The organism is Sporofaciens sp. St.21A7, from assembly GCF_059728535.1.
In genome coordinates, this window is sequence record NZ_BAAGFN010000001.1 from 1,250,191 (window position 1) to 1,266,848 (window position 16,658).

The following is a 16,658-nucleotide window of genomic DNA, read 5'->3' on the forward strand; positions in this document are numbered from 1 at the left end:
GCCGTAGTGCGCAAAGAGAGGAGAGTTTTTAGTGAACAAAAATTTGAAAAAGAAAACGGGAGTGGAGCTTGTATTGATTACTCTGGTGGTGCTGTCCGTCGTACGGCAGTTTTTCCTTGGGAGTTACCATAACATGTTTTTGGGAATCCTGACATTGATTCTTTTTATGGTGCCACAGATGATTGAAAAGATGGTGGGAGTGACGATTCCCGCAGGCTTGAAAGGGGTAATCCTGATTTTTATCTTTTCGGCTGAAATCCTTGGAGAAATCAATGCATTTTACATCAAGATACCAATCTGGGATACCATCCTACATACGACCAACGGATTCTTGATGGCGGCAATCGGGTTCGCCCTCATCGACCTGTTCAACAGGAGCGAGAAGTTTTCTATTAAAATGTCCCCATACTTCGTAGCGTTCGTGGCATTCTGTTTCTCTATGACGGTAGGGGTCGTATGGGAATTTTTTGAGTTCAGCATGGACTGGTTCTTCCACACAGATATGCAGAAGGACTGGATTCTGCCCACAATCAGCTCTGTAAAGCTTGACCCCTTAGGGGCGAACAACCCCATTCAGGTAACGGTAGAATCCCTTGTGGTAAACGGTGAAGAGTGGAATTTTGGCGGCTATCTCGACATCGGAATCGTGGACACGATGAAAGACCTGATTGTAAACTTTATAGGAGCCGTGGTATTTTCTGTCATCGGAATCATTTACCTGAAACAGAGAGGAAAGGGCAGGCTTGCATCGTCGCTGATTCCGCAAGTGAACGAGCCGCACGGCATGGAAGCAAAGAAGGAGACTATGGCTGATGGGCAAAACGGTAAGAAATAATTTATATCTGATTTTATTCTGCTGTATCATCGGAGCCGTGGCGGGAGGCGTGATATGGGCGTTCCTGAAAGTCATGTCCCTTGGAATCCATTTCCTGTGGGAGTGGCTGCCTTCCCGATACTCTATCCCCTGTTACACGCTGATTGTGTGTACGCTGGGGGCGGCGTTCATCGGGTGTTTTCGGCGGAAGTTCGGGGACTACCCCGAAGAGCTTGATACGGTAATGGGAAAGGTGAAGGAGGAGAAGACCTTCGACTATTCCAATATGCCGGTGCTTCTGTTAAGCGCCTTGTTCCCACTCTTGCTGGGCAGCAGTATCGGCCCTGAGGCGGGGCTTACAGGGGTAATCGTCGGGTTGTGCTATTGGATTGGAGATAATCTTTCCTTTGCCCGTCAGAATGCGAAGGAATACTCTCAGGTAGGCGTGGCAGTGACCCTTGGCGTCCTGTTCCGCTCGCCCTTATTCGGTGTATTTGCTGTGGAGGAAGAGAACCGGGACAAGGAAATCATCAAGCTTCCGGGGACGCTGAAATTATTCTTGTACGGACTTGCCGCAGCGGCAGGAACCGGATGTTATATGCTGCTGTCAGCGATATTCGGCTCTGGACTTGGCGCGCTGCCATCTTTCCCGGAAATGCAGCCCAAGATATGGGATTACTTGATGTTGGCAGTGTATATCCTGCTTGGCTGTGTGCTGGCGAAGTTCTATTTCCTCACACATACAGCGGCAGAGAAGGCGTTGTCAACCCTTCCGGCCATTATTAGGGAAACGGCGGGAGGGCTGTGCCTTGGAGCCATGGGGATGCTGATGCCGGTACTGATGTTTTCCGGTGAGGAGGCAATGGGGGAACTGGTGGCAGACTGTGAGATGTATGCGCCGCTCATCCTTGCCGCGATTGCATTCCTGAAAGTGCTGCTGACCAATATCTGTATTCAGTCCGGGCTGAAAGGAGGACATTTCTTCCCAATCATATTTGCGGGAGTATGCCTTGGCTATTCCGCAGGGGCTTTGGCCTTTGGCTATAGCGGGGGGCATATGACATTTGCAGCGGCGGCTGTGACGGCGGCGCTGCTTGGCGGTATCATGAGGAAACCGCTGGCTGTGACCGTGCTGCTGTTTTTGTGTTTCCCGGTTAGGTTGTTTTTGTGGATTTTCCTTGCGGCAGCGGCAGGGAATATGTTCTGTTCAAAGATGGAGAGCAAGAAAGATTTTTCTACACTGATAAAAAGTGATGAAAAATAAATGACGGCTGCACAATGCGGGAAGATCCGTCGTGCAGTGAGAAAAAATTACAGAATCAGGAGGAGATTTATTTATGAAGGTATTTTCCATTGTATTTGGGGTATTGATCGCCATTTGCGGGCTATCCTGCATGTTTACCCCGCTAATCACATTTTTGGAGGCAGGCTATTTTCTTGTAATCTTGCTGTTTGTCTATGGGACTGTGGGAATCATCCGGTCAGTTTCCAATAAGACGTACGGGCTGGATTTCGTGTTTGATATCCTGAGTATCATTCTTGGCATCGTAATTCTGGTGGTGCCGGGGCTGAAGCTGATGACAGACGGCATGTTGATTTACCTTATGGCGTTCTGGTTCATGCTGCAAGGCGTAATCAATATCTTCCAGGCCTTCCGCCAGAAGAAGGTGACAAAAGGGCTTGGCTGGGTATGGACGCTGACCCTTGGAATCCTTGGGCTGTTAGTGGGAATCTATTCCGTGGTACATCCGATGCTGCTGGCGCTGACCTTTGGTATTCTCGTAGGGGTATATTTTATCGAGAGCGGTATCAGCATGATTGTGATGGCCCAGTACATGACGGCGGACGATGAATAGGGCAGGCATGGATACAGGCCTGTATGAGGGGACGGTCTTTGGAAAATGAAGGCATGGAAACGTTGCTACTATGTCCTGAAACGTACGGGGACTTTGAAGATCTTCATTAGTTTCCTGATGTTCCTGTGCGGCGCGGCCGCGGTACTGACTGTGTTAGAGCCTGGAATCAATACTCTGGGCGACGGGCTGTGGTACTGCTTCGTTGCCTCTACTACCATAGGTTTCGGTGATATCTGCGCCGTCACAAGGGGCGGCCGGATCGTCACCGTACTCGTGGCTGCATACGGAATTCTCATGACGGCAATGGTCCCGGGAGTCGTCGTGAGCTATTATATGGAGTATCTGAAAGTAAGGGAGAAGGAGACGATTTCCGTCTTCCTGGAAAAGTTGGAGATGCTGCCGGAGCTTTCGGAAGAGGAGCTTAGGGAGCTGTCCCGGAGGATACGGGAATTCGGGCATAAAAAGCAGGATTAGGAGATCTGGGCATAAAAGAGCTGTTCCGGAGGATACTTGCGTATCGGAGAGGTCTGCGGTCTGACTTGGCAGGATTTTAATGAATGGGAGAATAGGTGAGGATTTAGGTCTTGAAGGGAAAATCAGGGATGTGGTAGAATATGAACGGTAATGGAGTTTGTAAATCCTTTGAAAGGAGACCGAAAATGGGCATTTATGTTAATCCTGGGAATCAGGCATTCAAACGGATCGACGGTTCAAATTATGTAGACAAGACAGGAATGATACAGCTGATAAATGAAAGAATTGGCAGAGACGATAGTCTTGTATGTATTAGCAGGCCTCGTCGTTTTGGAAAATCCTATGCAGCAAAAATGCTGGCGGCTTACTACGATTGTTCATGTGACTCTCATGAGCTGTTCGATAAAAAGAGAATTGCTCGTTCAAAATCCTATTCTGCTCATCTGAATCGATACAACGTGATTTATTTGGAGATTACCAGTTTTATTTCAGAGGCTAAGATTTTACGGAAGCCGTTAATAGAGGTTCCGGGGATGATCATGGAGGCAATTCATGACGACTTGCTGAGGATATGCCCTGATTTGCCAAAACTAAGAACAGTAAATGATGAACTATTGCACTGTGCAGAGAGACCGGACGGAAAACAGTTTATTTTTATCATAGACGAATGGGATGCAGTGATTCGTGAGACGAAGGATGGAGAGGAGGCACAACAGGTATATTTGGATCTACTCAGGGGATGGTTTAAGAATGGGACCTTCACGCCGAAAGCTGTGGCGGCAGCTTACATGACAGGAATCCTGCCGATAAAAAAGGACGGGAAACAATCTGCGATTTCAGAATTTGACGAGTACTCTATGCTCGATCCATTTGATTTTGCAGAGTATGTGGGATTTACAGAAAAAGAGGTGATGGAGCGATGCGCGGAAAAAGGCATGGACTACGGACAAATCAAGAAATGGTACGATGGGTATGAATTTCCTGCGGTCGGAGCTGTGTACAACCCATTTTCTGTTATGAGTGCCTTGAGAACAGGCAAATGCCGTTCATATTGGAGAAGAACATCGGCAGCGGAATCATTGAAGCGTTATATTAACATGGATTTTGAAGGCTTGCAAGCTATGGTCGCCCGCCTGATTGCCGGAGAAAAGATTCAGGTCAGCGCTGACAGTTTCCAGAATGATTTCGAGACTTTTGGAAGTGCGGACGATGTACTTACATTACTGATCCATTTGGGATATCTGACTTATCAAGAAGAGGAACAGTCTGTTCGGATACCGAATGAAGAAGTTCGGATAGAGTTTGAACATTTCCTTTCCCAAAAGAGTGTAAATACAGGATGGATAACGCTTATCAAGCGTTCGCAGAAACTGTTGGACGACACGATTGCGTGTAATGGCACTGCTGTAGCGGCTGCTTTGGAAGAAATCAGAGGAGAACACTATGCGCCGCAGTACTATAACGATGAACAAGCATTGAGGGCTGTCATTAAGTATGCGTATCTTGCGGCATTTGGACAGTATGTAAAGATTGAAGAGATGCCGTCGGGCAAGGGAATTGCGGATATCGTTTTCATCCCTGTTCCATTGTCAGGATTTCCGGCAATGGTAATCGAGTTGAAATGGAACAGGACGCCGGGAGGCGCCATTGCGCAGATTAAGAGAAAAAAATACACGGCAGTATTGAAACCATTTGCCGGAAATATACTGCTTGTTGGCATTAACTATAACGAGAAAACAGGCAGGCATAGTTGTCTTATTGAGAAAGCATAATGTCCTGAATGATACGATTTGAGAGAAACAATAGAAGGGAGAAGGGTTGACTGGATAGTCGTCCTTCTCCTTTCTGGCATTGGAACAACGGCAAGCTGACTGCGATTACCAGTTTTTCTGTTCGGATGAACCGGATACTTTCGGCAGCATTTTTTCATGCATAGCGACCATAAGAGACAATATTGCCAGTAAATAGACCGGGAACAGGGAAACACTGATATGGTTCGCAATAAATCCGAAGATCGGCGGCATAAAACAAGTCCCCATATAAGCAGATGCCATTTGTACGCCGATCATGGCCTGCGATCTGTCTGCTCCAAAATGTTCCGGCGTGGAATGTATGATGGAAGGGTAGACCGGGGCGCAGCCCAGCCCCACAAATATTAGGCCAAGCAGTGCGGTCATGCTGCCAAATGGCAAAAGCAAAAGCACAATGCCGAACAACATAAAGCCCTGCCCAAGTCGGATCATTTGCGTATCATTTAATTTCATTGTCAAAAATCCACTGAAAGCCCTGCCCGCGGTAATCCCGATAAAGAACAGGCTTGCAAATCCTGCGGCGGTTTCTGCCGACAATCCACGGCGAAGCACAAGATAACTGCTTGCCCATAAGCCGGCTGTCTGTTCGAGTGCGCAATAGCAGAAAAATGTAATCATGACTTCTTTTGCTCCCGGAATTTTGACGATCTGGCGTAAAGACAGCGGTTTGCTTTGCGTCTCCCCGTCGGTCTGCCCTGTATCATTTGTGTCCTGCTTTTTCCATAATGGCAGACTGAATATCAAGATAGCGGTCAATACAATTTGGAGAATGGCAATATAGCGATACCCCATATTCCAATTCCGCCCTCCGGCGAGCGCAAGGCCCATGATATAAGGGCCAAGTGAAGCGCCGACGCCCCACATACAGTGGAGCCAGCTCATATGTCTGCTTGCATAGTGGAGTGCGACATAATTATTCAAAGAAGCGTCCACACTTCCGGCGCCAAGCCCATAAGGGACGGCCCACAAGCATAATGCGGCATAGGAATGGGCAATTGAAAATCCAAACAGCGCAACAGCAGTCATTAGCACACTGGAAGCGGTAACTTTCCCTGTCCCGAATCTTTTTGTCAATCTGTCGCTTTGCAGGCTGGAAACAATCGTCCCGACAGCGATGATCATAGAAATCCCGCCCGCATAGGAAACGGGTACGGAAAACTCCCGATACATGGTCGGCCATGCGGAACCTAATAAGGAATCTGGAAGTCCCAGACTGATAAAAGCAAGATAAATAATGACCAATAATAACTGAAACATCTTATCATCCTCCTGTATTTTCTTTATGAAAAGAATACCGTCAAATAGCGCTTGATACAATACATTTTCAGACGTATAATATAAAAAAACCGCCAAACAGAAAGAAAGGAATAAGTATGGCATTACAAGAATGCGGATTGAACTTGAACAGGGTATCAAAAGAGCTTCAGCCACATGGGAGCCTTGAATTCCCATGCGCCGGGTATTCATCTTATCACATGGACAGGCAGGAAGATATTATTCCGTGGCACTGGCATGAAGAAATTGAGATTGTGTATATAGAAAATGGACAAATGGAAATAAAAATACCGTCAAAATCTTTCCTTATGCAAAAAGGGGACTGCGTGGCCATCAATTCCAATGTGCTTCATTATGGCGCGGCTGTTGGGGAATGTGAATTGCGTTCCCTTGTTTTTAGTCCGGCGCTTATTACAGGAAATGAGGATTCCGTATTTTCAAAAAAGTATATGCAGCCATTACTGACCTGCAATAGGTTCTGCGGATATTTTATCAAAGCGGGGAGCAATGAGAACGTGGCGCATTGGTTCAACTGTGCGTTTGAAGCCCTGTCAAAAGATTGTTACGGGTACGAATTTATTGTGCGGGAAAAGTTATCCCGTATCTGTCTTTTCTTATATGGCGAATTTGGACCACAGGCAGATACGCGGAATATTCCGCTCGACCAAGACGGTTTCCGTATTAGAAAAATGCTCGCATTTATCCATAAAAATTATGCTGATGATATATCCGTGGCGGAAATTGCCGGCATGGCTGATATTAGCGAAAGGGAATGTCTGCGCTGTTTTCAAAAAACAATCCAGCTTTCCCCGATCCAGTATTTGCTGAAATACAGGATAATGCATGGAGCTGAAATGTTGTTAGGAAATCCGGCGGACAGCATTTCAGAAATAGCAACATCATGCGGCTTTGACAGTCCAAGCAATTTTTCTAAAATTTTTAAGCGTTATTATAATTGCACGCCACGGGAATATAGAAATCTCAATATAAATCGTAAACTATTGAACCATCCTATTCCTTGAGTAGCACCAACAATCAAAACCGCTTTGAGAAAATAAATCTAATGAAATAAGCCGATTCTTGACGTATGGGATATGCTGTCCATATTTATTCTATTGGCATTTCTTTCGTTTATTTGGGATTACACTAAGAAAAAGAGATAGAGTTCTGTCATAGTCCAGCTATTAATGCGGTCAGCACACCAGTTGAGAAGCAGCGCAAGGTAGTATATACTATAAAAAAGACGTTTACTCTTGGAATTTCTTCGTATCCATTTTCCGAGAGTAAATGAAGCAGACAAGGAGTGAGAATACGTGTCAAGAGTAAAGAAACGTTGGGAGGACGAGCAGCTTCTCCATATAGGAAGATGTGCGCCCCACACAGATTTTAACAGGAAGAATAGAGAGGACTGCCGGATTTCCTTAAACGGGAACTGGCAGTTCCTCTATCTCAAAGCGCCGGAATATTCGCCGGAGGGATTTTCGGATGCAGACTATGACGACAGTGGGTGGGATACGCTGGAAACGCCGTCCTGCTGGGAAATGAAGGGGTACGGACAGATGCACTATACGGACGTCTGGTATCTGTTTCCCATCAACCCGCCCTTTGTGCCGTCCGAGAATCCGACGGGAATCTACCGAAGGACTGTGGAAATCCCGGAAAACTTTTCAGGGAAACGGAAGAAGATCAGGTTTGAAGGCGTAGGAAGCGCATTTGACCTGTGGGTAAACGGGAGTCATGCCGGATATAGCAAAGGAAGCCGCCTTGCGTCCGAATTCGACATCACCGGCTTGGTTCATCCGGGGGAGAACCAGATTACGGTCAGGGTGTACAAATGGTCGGACGGAACCTATCTGGAGTGCCAGGATATGTGGTGGTACGGCGGGATTTACCGGGATGTGACATTGATTGCCGAACCGGAGAAGGGAATCCAAAACTATATTGCAGAGGCAGGGCTTGGGGATGATTATCAGGAAGGAATTCTAATCCAGAAGATTACTGCGCAGGAGGAGGCAGACCATGTAGAATGGAGGTTAGAAGATGGGGAAGGGAAGGAAGTTGCCGCTGGTTTGGCAAAAATGGATTGCGGATGTGCAGCCATCCGTACTTCTGTGGGCACAGTGAAACCTTGGAGCGCAGAGATACCGTCGCTTTACCGATTAACGGCAAGGCTGTACGGAAAAGACGGTCAGGTATGGGATGAAGGGGAAATAGTCACAGGCTTTCGGAGAGTGGAAACCAAAGGTTCCCGTTTCTTTGTAAATGGCGTACCGGTTTTGCTTAACGGCGTTAACATGCATGATTTCAGCCCGTCGGGCGGCGCGGCAGTATGCCGGGAGACGGTGGAGGAACACCTGCGCATGATGAAACGGCATAATATCAATGCCATCCGCTGCGCACACTATCCGAAAGTCCCGTATTTTTACAGCCTGTGCGACCAATATGGCTTTTACGTGATTGATGAGGCGGATTTGGAAACCCACGGGTTTGAGTGGATTGAGAAATACGAATGGCTGAACAATGAGGAGAGCTTTAGAGACGCATATATTGACCGCGCCGTGCGAATGGTGGAAGAACACCGGAACCACCCATGTATCCTGATGTGGTCGCTGGGAAACGAGTCGTCGGTGGGAAAGAATTTTCATGCGTCGGCAGAAGCCATCCGCAGTCTGGATGCTTCCCGGCTCATCCACTATGAGGGGGATGCGTCGGCCGATATCACCGACGTCTATTCGACGATGTATACAAGGCTTAACGGGTTAAAAGAGATAGGGGAGGGCAATGACGGCCATGGAAAGCCCCATATCCTGTGCGAGTATGGGCATGCCATGGGGACAGGCCCCGGAAACCTTGAAGAATATCAGGCGTTATTCCGGAAGTATGACAGGCTTCAGGGCGGCTTCATCTGGGAATGGTACGACCACGGGATTGCGAAAAAAGACGGGGACGGCAAGACAACCTGGTGGTACGGCGGTGATTTTGGGGACGAGCCGAACAATTCTAATTTCTGTATGGACGGGCTACTTCGCCCGGATGGAATCGCTTCTGCGGGCCTTTTACATTACAAGCAGGTGATAGCCCCGGTAAAGGCGGAGGCGGTTCAGCTGTCCGAGGGACTGGTCAGGGTCAGGAATCTTTATGATTTCAGGGATTTGAGCCATGTTGCGTTGGAGTATCAGGTTGTACACGATGAGACGGTTGACTGTTCGGGACGGATAGACAACCTCAAGGCAGACGCCGGAAAAGAAACCTTGGTAAAAATTCCGTATACGCTGGGACATCCGGAGCCGGGAAGCGACTATTACCTGAACCTGTCATTTGTATATAAAAGAGATACGGATTTTGCTCCTGCCGGGACGGAGATTGGAATCGGGCAGTTCCTTCTGCAATCCGGACAGAATGGTTTAGTTGGGAGTAAGGCGGACAAGGCTGAAGGAGAGATGCCGGTGGGGGACGGGGCTTCGGGTGCGCCTGAGATTCAGGAAACAAAAAACCGGGCGGAGATTACCGGAGAAGGGTTCCGTGTTGTCTTTGACAGAGTAACAGGAAGGCTTGCCACATACGAGGTACAGGGAAAAACTTTGATTACGTCAGGCCCGTCGATGAACCTTTGGCGCGCGCCCATTGACAATGATATGTACAAGACGCCAGACTGGAAGGGAAAATATTTCCTGCACCGGCAGCAGGAACAATTGGAAGAATTTTCGGCCCAAAGAGACGGGGAAGATATCCTTGTGAAGATAAGGACACATTTCTCACCCCTTAGCATGGCGTTCGGCTTCAAGGCCTGTTATACATGGCGGGTAAAAAAGGATGGGGAGCTTGTGCTGTCGCTGGATATGAGAGGCTTCCGTTACAGCCGTTTCTGCCCGGAGTTTATCCCCCGCATCGGGATTGAGTTGCGTCTTCCTGGAGAGTTCCAAAATGTGGTTTGGTATGGGCTTGGGCCTGAGGAAAATTACTGTGACATGAAGTCCGCCGCCCGGATGGGCATATATCGGAAAACGGTGGAGGAAATGCATGTGGAGTATGCGAAGCCACAGGAAAACGGGCATCGGGAGGAAGTCCGCTGGCTTGCCGCAGGGGATGGCAAGGAGAGCCTGTTGATTTGTTCCGAGAAAGGAGTCGGGATGGATGTCCATGATTATACCATAGAAGAACTGGAGAGGGCCCGCCATGCGGGGGAGATCAAACGCTGCCCGGAAACCGTAATCCATCTGGATGCGAAACACTCCGGCGTTGGAAGTAATTCCTGCGGGGAGGAACAGACGTATGCGCATAAAACGAGGCTCAACGATTATTCGATGAGGCTTGTATTCAAATGTGTGAAGAATGATTCGATAATAGAAAAGAGCAGGGATTTCAGAGGATAGTGGATGGAGGCTGCTCTTTTAGCCGATTATCATTCAAAAGAGAAAAAAACGTTGGAGGATATGCTAGAGTTCCATGTGAGGTTTGAGCGTATACACCCCTTCCAGGATGGAAACGGGCGTATTGGCAGGCTGATTCTGTTTAAAGAATGCCTGAAATACAATATGGTTCCATTCATTATCGAAGACCAGTGGAAAATGTTCTATTACCGTGGTTTGAAGGAATGGGAAAACGAAAAGGGGTATCTGCGAGATACGTGCCTGGCCGCCCAGGATAAATACAAGGCATATCTGGAATATTTCCGGATTCCGTATGAAGATAAATATATATAGAAGTTGTGCAAAGGAGCCGTTGTTTTATAGATTATTCATATCTATGGAACAACGGCTTCTCTGTATTGCTGAATAGAAGAAATATTATTTTTTCTGATAATATTTGTGAAAAAGGTATTGACAATATGAAAAAATATTTTATAATGTAATTATACAAAAAGCACAAGTAAGTACTGGAAAATTTTGCTATTTATTGTTGATATAGACAAAAAATGGATGTTTTTCCTGTGCAAAAAATACAGTACATGCATGTGCTGAAATAAAATTTTATTAAAAGGAGGAAGAATTATGAAATTCAAAACAGCAGCAAAGAAGATGCTTTCTGCAACAGTGGTAGGCATGATGGTGATGTCTCTGGCAGCCTGCGGCGGTTCCGGAGATTCTGACGGAGGAAGCAGCGACAGCAAAGACGAAGGCGGAAGCGGAAGCAAAGACGGCGTTACGCTGGAATTCCAGCAGTGGTGGGGCGTTGAGCTCCCAGACGGAGCGCTTGCGGACATCTGCCAGAAGTTTACGGACGACACAGGCATCAAGATTGACCTTCTCAGCAACCCATATGCAGACACGAAGACACAGATTGCATCCGGCGCGGCATCCGGCACGATGGCAGACGTAGTCGGTCTTGACGGTTCATGGGTCTATGATTTTGCGAAACAGGGCTCTATTGCCAACTTGACAGAGCTGATGGGAGGAGCAGGCTACGACGACAGCCAGTTATCTTCACAGATTCAGTTTGAAGGCAATACATACATGATTCCGGTCGTAAACTTTGCATACCCGATGTACGCCAATAAGGATATCTTAGAAGCTGCAGGCGTAAAAGAACTGCCTACAACCAGAGAAGAATTCCTTGCGGCATGTGAAGCAGTGAAGAAGTATGATGAAAACATCGCGGGATGGGCGATTCCATTATCCTCAGAGTCCCCAAGCGGAATCCAGAACCAGTTTATGACATGGTTATGGGCGTCAGGTTCTTCCATGCTTGAGGACGGCAAGCCGAACTTAGAAGGCAACGCAGACCTTGAGGCAACTGTTGATTTTGTAAAAGAAATGTTTGACAAGGGATATATTGCAGACGGCGCATATTCCATGAAAGAGCCAGACATGGTTGAAGAGTTCACCAACGGACGTGTAGCGTTCATGACCGACGGTGTTTCCCACCTGACGACCATCAAAGAGGGCGCGCCGGATTTGAACTTTGACTATATCACCGTTCCTGTAACCGAAGGTTTCTCCGGAAAGAGCGGAATGGACGTTGCAAACTGGGGTATCGGTATCGCAGAGAACTGTGAGCACAAGGAAGAGGCATGGAAATTCGTAGAATACCTTATGAGCCCGGAAGTAAACGCGGAACTTGCAGTACTGGCCAACGCATTCCCTGGAAATTCCAAGGCTGAGCCGGATTACTCCGCATCTGACGAGTTATTCGTAAAAGCATACGAGCTGTTCCAGAGCTGCGAGGCAGTGAATGAGTTCACAGGGCTTCCGACGTCCGAAGATTTGATGAGAAGTTTCGGCGAAGAATTACAGTTATACCTTGACGGCGACACGGCTTCTGCGGCTGACATGCTGAAGGCTGCACAGGAGCGCTGGGAACCGGCATTTGAGTAAATATTAGGAAGGCAAAGGTCATGGGCTGTGCGCTTGCTTTGCGTGCAGCCCATATTTTAGAAATTTAGAGTAAAGGAGACGGGATTGAGTTGGCAAAAGGGAAAAAAATGATAACCCCATATTTATATCTCCTGCCGACAATGGTGTTGATGTGCATATTGCTGATTATACCCATTGTCATGGTAATCAGTTATTCTTTCTATGACAATGTGATTATTAATAAGAACCCGGTATTCGTTGGGTTGAAGAATTATGCTGCGGTACTGTCAGACCCCACGTTTCTTGTGGCGATTAAGAATACATTAATATTTGTCCTGGTTTCAATCGTTGCACATTTCCTGATTGGCATGCTGTTTGCCATGCTTCTGAACACAAGGTACTTAGGCATGGCGGCGAAGGGAATCTTCCGCGTCATCTATGCATTGCCTTGGATGTTTACGGCTTCTGTCATCGCAATCGTATGGCGTATGATGTTAAATCCCAACGGCGTGCTGAACTACCTGATGACGAACGCAGGAATTATCAGTGAGAAAGTAGAGTGGCTGGCTTCCAGGGACGTGGCCCTGTCGGCAGTCACGGTCATTAATATCTGGTCAGGCTATCCGTTCTATATGATTAGTATTCTGGCGGGGCTTCAAGGGATTTCTACGGATTTATACGAGGCTTCTGCGCTTGACGGGGCAAATGCGGTACAGACCTTCTTCCGCATTACGATTCCCCAGTTAAAACCGATTTTGGTCGGCCTTCTTATGCTGGACTTCGTATGGACGCTGCAGCAGTTCGCATTAATCTGGATGACCACAGGAGGCGGCCCGGTAAATGCAACGGAAACCATCAGTACCTACATTTATAAGCAAGGTTTCAGCAAGTACCAGTATTCAATGGCATCGGCGGGAGCGGTGATACTGCTCATTGTATGTACGATCATAGGAATCTTCTATGTAAGGCAGCAGAAAGCGGGGGATTAAATATGATTGGAAAGAAAAAATTATGGGTACAGGTTTTGATTATTATATTGTTGGCAATCGGGACGGTCTGGGCAGGATTCCCCATATTGTGGATGATTCTGAATTCATTCAAGCCGAATTCTGAAATCTTCGCCTGGCCGCCCACATGGATTTCGGAAAATTTTAGCCTTGATGCTTACAAAGCGATTTTCACGAATCCGGAACAGGTTCGGTTCTTTATTAACAGTTATGCCATATCGGCGATTGTGGTTACGGTTACGTTGATTATCGGTATTCTGGCGGCATATTCTTTCAGCCGGTTCAATTTCCCGGGGAAGAAGGTCATCAATACTATCATCGTCGCAGTCCAGGCAGTGCCGCCGATTACGCTGCTGATTCCGTATATGAGCCTGATTGTGTCTCTGAAGCTGTTTAATACGTACGGCGCGCTGGTGCTGACCTACATGGTCTTCACCCTGCCTTATGCAATCTTGATGCTGACGGGGTATTTCAACACGCTTCCGAAAGATTTGGACGAAGCAGTCATGATTGACGGGGGAACACGGTTCAAGGCGTTGTGGAGCGTCCTTGTGCCGCCGTCTGTCCCGGGTCTTGTCTCGGTAGGGATGTATACGTTCATGCAGGCATGGAACGAGTATCTGTTTGCCCTGGCGTTGACCAAGACCAACGATATGCGTACCGTACCGGTAGGGATCAATTTACTGATGGGGCAGCATGCCTATGAATGGAACCAGATGATGGCAATGAGCGTACTTGGCTCTCTGCCAATCTTATTCTTGTTCTTATTCTTCCAGAAATATTTTATTGCAGGTATGACGGCCGGATCGGTAAAGAATTAGAAAAGGAGTAGGCAGGATGGATTTGAAACAGAAATATCAGGCGGCCTATGATGAGCTGGAATCCACGGTTCGGAAGAGAGCCGAAAAGAGACGTTATCCGGCTATGGGGTATACCAGCAATCTTGACCTGCTGTGTGATTTCAAGACGGAACGCTTAAACGAGCTTCTGGAAGAACATACGCCAAAGGCGCGTCTTGACCAGATGAAGGCGGCGGAAATAATCCGCACAATGCAGGACCTCTTGGAGACAATGGTTTATTATTGCTCCAACGGAATCGGCGGAGAGGTGGATGTAGAGAACGTAGAATTAATTAAGGAAACCTTTGATTTTAGCTATGGCATGGGAGGTACGGCGGTCCAGGCGGCGCTGGCCCTTAACAGTGTGGGCTGTCCGTCCGTCGTACATCTGACGGACGACTCGAAAGAGGTGTGCGATATCTTGAACACCCCTCAGGTGTATACCGTTTCCCAGGACGGGCGGCTGGTACATACGGATGAAATCAGGCAGACCAATGAGCAGGAGCCTCATTTTATCATCCAGTTCAAGAAGGGCGATAAGATATGCTTAGGCGCACAGGAGATGGTCATACCGTGCTCTAACCGGCTGATTATTACGAAAATCACGGTAAATGAATTCGTGCCGTTTTCAAAGCCGTATTTCCGCTGGATTGAGCAGAACGCCTCTTTGGTAAGCAGCAATGTGCTGTCTAGCTTTAACGCGCTGCTGAACCCGGAGCTTTTGAAGGAACGGCTTAACTTCACAAAGGAGCATGTCGCGGCATACCGGGTGGGCAACCCGGAAGGGATTGTATTTTTCGAGGATGCGCATTTCCACAGCATTGATGTGAAGAAGCTTTGTCTGGAAACGATTGGCGCAAGCGTGGATATTCTGAGCATGAACGAGGAAGAACTGAACCACACGCTGAACCATATGTACCAGGAGGGTGTGGATGTGGAGGATATCATTTCCTGCGTGGAAGGCGCAAAATCTATCCGTCGCATGTTCGGCGTCCGCAAAGGCGTGGTGATCCACACGAAGGATTATTCTATGTATGTGGGGGAACCGCTGAAGGCTGATATCGAAAGAGGGCTGATTTACGGGAACCTGCTGGCGACGGCGAAGGCAAATAACGGCTGGTACGGCACGAAGGAGCAGGTGAAAGAGGTGCTGGAGTTTGGCTTTGGCGATCGGGGAATGAAGAACTATCAGACTGTCCGGGAAAGCAAATATGCCGAGGAAACGGTTCTGGTTCCGTCGAAATATATGGATAAGCCTAAGTTTACGATTGGCCTTGGGGATTCTTTCGTGGGCGGTGTTCAGATGTGTTTTTAGATTAATTATTTTGGATTATTGACAGGAAAAAACAGGTAGCTTATTATAGTATTAGTAGTTGTATTTTATGGAGGTAAGAATTATGTTAATGAATATGAAGGATATTTTAGCAGTTGCGAAGGAGAATAAGTTTGCGCTTCCGGCGTTTAATATCAGTGATTATTCTATGTTCCTTGGTATCATGGAAGTGTGTGAGGAGACGAATTCCCCGGTTATCATTGAGATTCACCCTGACGAGCTGAGCTTCATCGGTTCCGAGATGGTGACGGCGATTAAGGAGAAGGCTTACAAATCACCGGTTCCGGTATGTATCCACTTAGACCACTGCAGCGATTTTGGGAAGATTATGTGGGCAATCCAGAGCGGTTTCACTTCTGTTATGTTTGACGGCGCGGAGCTTCCGTTTGAGGAGAATATTGCAGGCACGAAGAAGGTAATCGAGGCCGCGCATCCGGTGAACGTATCTGTGGAGGCAGAGCTTGGAACCATCGGCACCACCAATCCGGACGAGATGGAGGGCGGAGCTGCCAAGATTATTTACACAGACCCGGAGGATGCGGTAAAGTTTGTGGCTGAGACGGGCGTTGACACGCTGGCAATCGCAATCGGGACATGCCATGGGCTGTATCCGGCAGGCATGAAGCCGGAGCTGAAACTGGATATCCTGAAAGAGATTGCTTCTAAGGTGGATATTCCTTTAGTCCTTCACGGCGGTTCCAACAATCCGGATAAGGAGATTGGAGAGTCTGTGACCCTTGGAATTAACAAGATTAACATTTCCTCAGATATTAAGGCGGCTTACTTCGAGAAGATGAGGGAAGTCCTGAAAGATAAGAGTTTAAGAGAGCCGAACGTCATCGAGCCGGAATGTATCAAGGCGATGAATGAGGTTGCAAGACATAAGCTTGAGCTGTTCCAGACCATCGGGAAAGCAGATTTATACAAATAAAATAGAATAGTTGGGGTGCCAAAAG

13 protein-coding genes and 1 pseudogene are annotated in these 16,658 nt (G+C 47.5%); 13 read left to right on the top strand and 1 reads right to left on the bottom strand.

All coding sequences use genetic code 11. The annotated features are described in order from the left end of the window. Positions 1-31: 31 nt before the first annotated feature. The 5 genes from AC6I3O_RS06295 to AC6I3O_RS06315 all read left to right on the top strand — a co-directional run bounded on the left by AC6I3O_RS06295 (position 32) and on the right by AC6I3O_RS06315 (position 4,916). On the top strand, positions 32-835 hold the full coding sequence (locus AC6I3O_RS06295; protein WP_497850138.1) for a DUF2238 domain-containing protein: 804 nt from the start codon (positions 32-34) through the stop codon (positions 833-835). Further along, on the top strand, positions 813-2,078 hold the full coding sequence (locus AC6I3O_RS06300) for a chloride channel protein (RefSeq protein ID WP_497850139.1): 1,266 nt from the start codon (positions 813-815) through the stop codon (positions 2,076-2,078). The genes AC6I3O_RS06295 and AC6I3O_RS06300 overlap by 23 nt, the downstream gene beginning before the upstream one ends. Before the next feature lie 73 nt (positions 2,079-2,151). Further along, on the top strand, positions 2,152-2,670 hold the full coding sequence (locus tag AC6I3O_RS06305) for an HdeD family acid-resistance protein (protein ID WP_497850140.1): 519 nt from the start codon (positions 2,152-2,154) through the stop codon (positions 2,668-2,670). Between the two features lie 45 nt (positions 2,671-2,715). After that, complete coding sequence (locus AC6I3O_RS06310) at positions 2,716-3,144, top strand: potassium channel family protein (RefSeq protein ID WP_497850141.1); 429 nt, start codon at positions 2,716-2,718, stop codon at positions 3,142-3,144. A gap of 185 nt (positions 3,145-3,329) precedes the next feature. Next, positions 3,330-4,916, top strand: coding sequence for an AAA family ATPase (locus AC6I3O_RS06315; protein WP_497850142.1), 1,587 nt, complete (start codon positions 3,330-3,332; stop codon positions 4,914-4,916). A 105-nt stretch (positions 4,917-5,021) separates the two neighbouring features. Here the strand turns inward: AC6I3O_RS06315 and AC6I3O_RS06320 are convergent, their stop codons facing one another. After that, on the bottom strand, positions 5,022-6,212 hold the full coding sequence (locus AC6I3O_RS06320) for an MFS transporter (RefSeq protein ID WP_497850143.1): 1,191 nt from the start codon (positions 6,210-6,212) through the stop codon (positions 5,022-5,024). Between the two features lie 116 nt (positions 6,213-6,328). On the opposite strand from AC6I3O_RS06320, the gene AC6I3O_RS06325 reads away from it, so the two are divergent. The 8 genes and pseudogenes from AC6I3O_RS06325 (at position 6,329) to AC6I3O_RS06360 (ending at position 16,633) form a co-directional block, all read left to right on the top strand. After that, complete coding sequence (locus AC6I3O_RS06325) at positions 6,329-7,252, top strand: cupin domain-containing protein (RefSeq protein WP_497850144.1); 924 nt, start codon at positions 6,329-6,331, stop codon at positions 7,250-7,252. Between the two features lie 291 nt (positions 7,253-7,543). Then, entirely contained in the window at positions 7,544-10,603 is a 3,060-nt protein-coding gene (locus AC6I3O_RS06330) for a glycoside hydrolase family 2 TIM barrel-domain containing protein (RefSeq protein WP_497850145.1), read from the top strand. Positions 10,604-10,618: 15 nt separating this feature from the next. Further along, a pseudogene (locus AC6I3O_RS06335) lies at positions 10,619-10,933 on the top strand (Fic family protein); the annotation flags it as partial. 288 nt (positions 10,934-11,221) lie between these two features. Further along, positions 11,222-12,544, top strand: a complete 1,323-nt coding sequence (locus AC6I3O_RS06340; RefSeq protein WP_497850146.1) for an ABC transporter substrate-binding protein — start codon at positions 11,222-11,224, stop codon at positions 12,542-12,544. 89 nt (positions 12,545-12,633) lie between these two features. Further along, positions 12,634-13,512, top strand: a complete 879-nt coding sequence (locus AC6I3O_RS06345; protein WP_497850147.1) for a carbohydrate ABC transporter permease — start codon at positions 12,634-12,636, stop codon at positions 13,510-13,512. Between the two features lie 2 nt (positions 13,513-13,514). Then, positions 13,515-14,351, top strand: coding sequence for a carbohydrate ABC transporter permease (locus AC6I3O_RS06350; RefSeq protein ID WP_497850148.1), 837 nt, complete (start codon positions 13,515-13,517; stop codon positions 14,349-14,351). Between the two features lie 16 nt (positions 14,352-14,367). After that, complete coding sequence (locus AC6I3O_RS06355) at positions 14,368-15,684, top strand: ADP-dependent glucokinase/phosphofructokinase (protein WP_497850149.1); 1,317 nt, start codon at positions 14,368-14,370, stop codon at positions 15,682-15,684. A gap of 82 nt (positions 15,685-15,766) precedes the next feature. Further along, positions 15,767-16,633, top strand: a complete 867-nt coding sequence (locus AC6I3O_RS06360) for a ketose-bisphosphate aldolase (protein WP_497850150.1) — start codon at positions 15,767-15,769, stop codon at positions 16,631-16,633. The last annotated feature ends 25 nt before the right edge of the window (positions 16,634-16,658 follow it).

Coding starts and splice junctions, on each gene's coding strand:
- AC6I3O_RS06305 (WP_497850140.1), top strand. CDS start 2,152: ATGAAGGTATTTTCCATTGTATTTGGGGTATTGATCGCCATTTGCGGG.
- AC6I3O_RS06300 (WP_497850139.1), top strand. CDS start 813: ATGGGCAAAACGGTAAGAAATAATTTATATCTGATTTTATTCTGCTGT.
- AC6I3O_RS06315 (WP_497850142.1), top strand. CDS start 3,330: ATGGGCATTTATGTTAATCCTGGGAATCAGGCATTCAAACGGATCGAC.
- AC6I3O_RS06355 (WP_497850149.1), top strand. CDS start 14,368: ATGGATTTGAAACAGAAATATCAGGCGGCCTATGATGAGCTGGAATCC.
- AC6I3O_RS06325 (WP_497850144.1), top strand. CDS start 6,329: ATGGCATTACAAGAATGCGGATTGAACTTGAACAGGGTATCAAAAGAG.
- AC6I3O_RS06350 (WP_497850148.1), top strand. CDS start 13,515: ATGATTGGAAAGAAAAAATTATGGGTACAGGTTTTGATTATTATATTG.
- AC6I3O_RS06360 (WP_497850150.1), top strand. CDS start 15,767: ATGTTAATGAATATGAAGGATATTTTAGCAGTTGCGAAGGAGAATAAG.
- AC6I3O_RS06310 (WP_497850141.1), top strand. CDS start 2,716: ATGAAGGCATGGAAACGTTGCTACTATGTCCTGAAACGTACGGGGACT.
- AC6I3O_RS06320 (WP_497850143.1), bottom strand. CDS start 6,212: ATGTTTCAGTTATTATTGGTCATTATTTATCTTGCTTTTATCAGTCTG.
- AC6I3O_RS06340 (WP_497850146.1), top strand. CDS start 11,222: ATGAAATTCAAAACAGCAGCAAAGAAGATGCTTTCTGCAACAGTGGTA.